The 285-nt window shown below is 61.4% G+C and carries 1 protein-coding gene; it reads right to left on the bottom strand.

Annotation, left to right across the window (positions count from 1 at the left end; genetic code table 11):
* Window positions 1-285 (bottom strand): hypothetical protein (locus ACRHNM_RS16625; RefSeq protein WP_431137736.1); only part of this gene is annotated, 285 nt, incomplete at both ends.

The following is a 285-nucleotide window of genomic DNA, read 5'->3' as shown; positions in this document are numbered from 1 at the left end:
GGGTTACCACCGTATAGATACCCGGGACGATATTCGTAAACGTTTCCGCTGTACTGGAAGTGGGCCCGATCCGGTCCAGTTCCACGCCGAACTGGTCCTGCAGGATATATGTGTAATCGGCGGTTCCCCCGGCCACAGAGGTTACCTGGATACTGCCTTCCACAAGGCCGGCCGAACAGGTAGCCGTCACCGGCGCAACCGTTGCATCGGGCGGGGGCGTGCCGTCCAGGGGAATGGTTACGTCCTGAGGCACGGTTTCGCACCCGCGGGCATCCCGGACGATTA

The sequence above is a fragment of the Psychroserpens mesophilus genome (genome assembly GCF_050617655.1).
Lineage (GTDB): Bacteria > Bacteroidota > Bacteroidia > Flavobacteriales > Flavobacteriaceae > Psychroserpens > Psychroserpens mesophilus_A.
Note: the sequence above shows the minus strand (reverse complement) of the source record. Positions and strands in the feature narration are given on the sequence as shown.